The organism is Candidatus Cloacimonadota bacterium, from assembly GCA_020532355.1.
GTDB lineage: Bacteria > Cloacimonadota > Cloacimonadia > Cloacimonadales > Cloacimonadaceae > UBA5456.
Map to the genome: position 1 here is coordinate 1 of JAJBBD010000018.1, position 3,056 is coordinate 3,056.

The 3,056-nt window shown below is 37.9% G+C and carries 4 protein-coding genes; all 4 read right to left on the bottom strand.

What is annotated here, in order from left to right:
* Window positions 1-78: 78 nt before the first annotated feature.
* Window positions 79-276, bottom strand: a complete 198-nt coding sequence (locus tag LHW48_00525) for a helix-turn-helix domain-containing protein (GenBank protein MCB5258946.1) — start codon at window positions 274-276, stop codon at window positions 79-81.
* A gap of 260 nt (window positions 277-536) precedes the next feature.
* Window positions 537-1,184: an RloB family protein gene (locus tag LHW48_00530; GenBank protein MCB5258947.1), complete on the bottom strand. Its 648-nt coding sequence runs from the start codon at window positions 1,182-1,184 to the stop codon at window positions 537-539.
* Window positions 1,162-2,463, bottom strand: a complete 1,302-nt coding sequence (locus tag LHW48_00535; GenBank protein ID MCB5258948.1) for an ATP-binding protein — start codon at window positions 2,461-2,463, stop codon at window positions 1,162-1,164. The genes LHW48_00530 and LHW48_00535 overlap by 23 nt, the downstream gene beginning before the upstream one ends.
* Before the next feature lie 391 nt (window positions 2,464-2,854).
* Window positions 2,855-3,056, bottom strand: a 202-nt coding sequence (locus LHW48_00540) for a hypothetical protein (protein ID MCB5258949.1), incomplete at its 5' end; no start/stop codon positions are given.

Genomic DNA, 3,056 nt, shown 5'->3' on the forward strand with positions numbered 1-3,056 from the left:
AGTCCCTTTATTTACGTGCCATTGGCATTTATTTGTTTTCCAAGTATGAGGATTGGTTAGATACTAAACTGCCCGATGCTACTTCTTCTTAGCTGCGACAGGTTTCTTGTGCGTAAATTGCTTTACCCACTCGTCCACATCGGCTTTTCGAAACTTCCACAACCGACCAATCTTCAATGCGGGCAAGCCTTTTTCGTTCACCCACTTGTACACAGTATCTCTGTTCACTCCCAGATAGAGTCTCAAGTCCTCAACAGATAGCAGCCTGTCTTCCATGTTGCTCCTTGCATATCATATTTATATATCAATATGTTAGGCTATGGAGGTCTTCCAATAAACGAGGATAAAACCTAACAAACCCAAACATAATGAAACAAACAAATATGTCAATAGCCAAATTACGATCAAATCTTAAAGAAATGAAACGCTCGCAACTACCTAACGCAGTTAATGAAGAAATCACGTAATCAATATTCTGAGTCCGGATTACTTATAAATGAAACTGACTTTGGAATCTTGTCTATATGTTATCACCCCTAATCAAATGATAATAACTCTTGTACAAGCCTATACACTCTGGTACAGAAATCCTCAGGAAAATCAATATGAGGTTTATCGATTGATCTCGCCCTATCAATTGCAATATCAGTTAGTGGTAGGATTTCCGAAAATCCCTTCCCAATATCTATGCAGTTTCTTTTTAAGTGTTTTTTCATGTTTTTGGGAGTTAGAAGCTTAGTCAGAACCTTTTTGCTCAATGAGCTTAATTCTTTATAATGGAGTAAAAACCATAACTCGACACATGGGCTACTATAAGCAATGCTAACTCCTTCAGCATCACATTGGTCTTTAACCTCCCTAAGTTCCTTCAATCTATCCTTGTCTCTATCCACCATAATCCAATAGTGTATAGATTTGTTTTTAGAAGAAATTGACAAATTTGCCATGCTTGTTTTCAGAATTTCATATACATGCCAAGGATTTGAGCCATGGTCTCCCTCTTCTCTCGGCGCAATGAACACTTTCGCTCTTATGCGTTTCTTTTTTACAAACTCCTTAATGTACCCCGGTTCGTCCTTTGTCCCTTCACAAGCTATGATGTAAATACCTGGGTCAGTAATCTTGGATTTTCTTTCGAACTGTCTGTTAAATTCATATTTATCATACATAGGGGATTGCTCCATAAAGCCCCTCCATATATGCATTTCTCAAATCTTTATCATTTCTTGTCTTAAACTCCTCAAGTGAGTACAGCGTAGAGCCCATATTCTGATTTTTCCTAACAAACCAAATCGCATCCCTTCTTAACAAACTAGGATCTAGTAAGTTTATATCATGTGAGGTAGCTATCAATTGTGATTCATTTTTTTCTGAATTGCTCACGCAAGTTTCAATAATGTGTTTGGTTAATTTCGGGTGAAGACTCCTATCAAGCTCGTCAATAACAACAATTCTGTTGTTTTTTACGTCACCTAACAGGGGAATCAAATCTAGTAATCTAATAGTGCCATCAGACTCATCGGGGAAATCGAACTCAACTTGCTTATTGCTGTTGGGTATATCATGGATAAATGTCATCATTTTAAAAAAAGGCATTTTGTTTTTAAACCCCATAATATAACGACTTCTTGGTGTATGTATTAGAGTTAATGAGTCAGCTAAAGGTTTTGTGTTTAAGATGATGTCTCTAAAAACTTGTTCGGGGATGTTTCGCTCCACATCTTTTTGATCAACATCAATGAACCTTATATCTGATATTCCTGTATCACAACTGATTAATGTCTCCCGATATAGTTTTTGGAGATCCATGTTGGTGTACATATGAAGATAATCACCTCTTCTAGTATTGGGATAGATTATTACTAGCTTATCGAACCATTTGTAAACAGACTTGTACAATGGAAGCTGTTTTTGCCTTAGTTCCTTTAACAATAGTCTGTTGTCTGGAGTACCCCTGTTAACGAATTCGTAGAATTCTTTATCTTTTTTTGAGTTAAACTCAGACTCTCCCCAGTCTATAACACGTTTCGTGTCTTTAGCTTTCCTAAGAAAAAGTGGCTTCAACCGTGTTGGAGTGATTTGATAAAGCCACTCCTCAGGATACTTTCCACTGTCATATAGAAAACCATACCGATACAGATTGTTGTCACATTTGAAGTCTATTTCTAACCTACTTTCTGACTCTAATACTGGATCTTGTAGCTTAAAATGTGTCGTTGTTGGAAGCATGGCACTAATCCTTCCAGTAACACTTCTCCTGATAAAGTCGATAGCTTTAACAACATTTGATTTCCCTGAAGCATTTGGCCCAAAAATTAGGGATAGCTTCAATACTTTTTTTACTGGTTTCTCGATATCCTGAAACAATTGTTCTGGATGCGAGGATACTTTCGACGCTACCATGGACAACTCATTCTCTTCATCAAACGAGAGAAAGTTTCTCATAGATGCTCTGATAATCATACGGCACCTCAATTTTATTCTTATTTAACGTGATATTTTCTCATGTGCCCCATACAATCGAATGTCTGGAATCTGTCAAGTTAAGATTTTATTTCTTCCTTTCTAGTGTGCTGGTATTGTGTTGGGATTCATTTACGATATTTTATGTACTTGAGTTTGGAGTATCCCCTATTTGATGTTTGATCCGATAGCCCAAACTCTGTCTTTCGCAAAAGCTTATAGTAACAATCAACTTTCTCAATCACTCCAATTGATGCCAATGCTTCCAGATACATAAAAACCCATTGTTGTGACCTACCGATGACTTACCGCTTGTGCGAACATAGAGAATAGTGGAGTGGAGTAGTTAATCCGGATAGCAATGTGTCTGTTGTTCCCCTGCTAATAGTTCCTACTCCAGCAATCTATAACACCCAGCCTTATTCAAACTCCTGAGTTGACCCAAGATACCTTTCTGGACTTTTCTGCCGATTTTTGGCACGTTTTGGCGGGATATGACCACATAAACGTGCTGCCTCAGATCAACAACCTCTATTGATGCCAGGGCCTCCAGATAGATGTAGACCCACTGTCTGGATTTACCGATGGCTTGA

What these genes read in the sequence shown, in the direction of transcription:
- LHW48_00530 (MCB5258947.1), bottom strand. Translation starts at nt 1,184, where the DNA reads ATGGAGCAATCCCCTATGTATGATAAATATGAATTTAACAGACAGTTC.
- LHW48_00525 (MCB5258946.1), bottom strand. Translation starts at nt 276, where the DNA reads ATGGAAGACAGGCTGCTATCTGTTGAGGACTTGAGACTCTATCTGGGA.
- LHW48_00535 (MCB5258948.1), bottom strand. Translation starts at nt 2,463, where the DNA reads ATGATTATCAGAGCATCTATGAGAAACTTTCTCTCGTTTGATGAAGAG.